At 66.4% G+C, this 301-nt stretch carries 1 protein-coding gene; it reads right to left on the reverse strand.

All coding sequences use genetic code 11. The annotated features are described in order from the left end of the window. Positions 1–69 precede the first annotated feature (69 nt). The coding region (locus MKK84_RS11350; RefSeq protein ID WP_243919764.1) for a hypothetical protein at positions 70–301 on the reverse strand (232 nt) is incomplete at its 5' end.

Genomic DNA, 301 nt, shown 5'->3' on the forward strand with positions numbered 1-301 from the left:
GGTCTCAGCTGGTGCGGACAGGACCGATAAGAAGGGCGACTACTTCGCGCCTGTGATGTTCCGCATCACTTACGACCGGCCGATGATGTACGAGGTGCGCCCGGCGGCGATGATCTGCGTCGTGAACCGCAAGGGCGCTCCAGTCGACGCCCACATGCCGGCTGACGAGTCCGCCCTCACAGAATGGCCGTCGGCCCCACCATCCCGCGCGACTAACTGCGGCTGGTCTACCAGCCGATCGCCAACTGCGCCACTGCCGCGATCGATACCTCCGAGCCGCTCCGCCCCTGGCAGCACCCAC

The sequence above is a fragment of the Methylobacterium sp. E-065 genome, assembly GCF_022829605.1.
Lineage (GTDB): Bacteria > Pseudomonadota > Alphaproteobacteria > Rhizobiales > Beijerinckiaceae > Methylobacterium.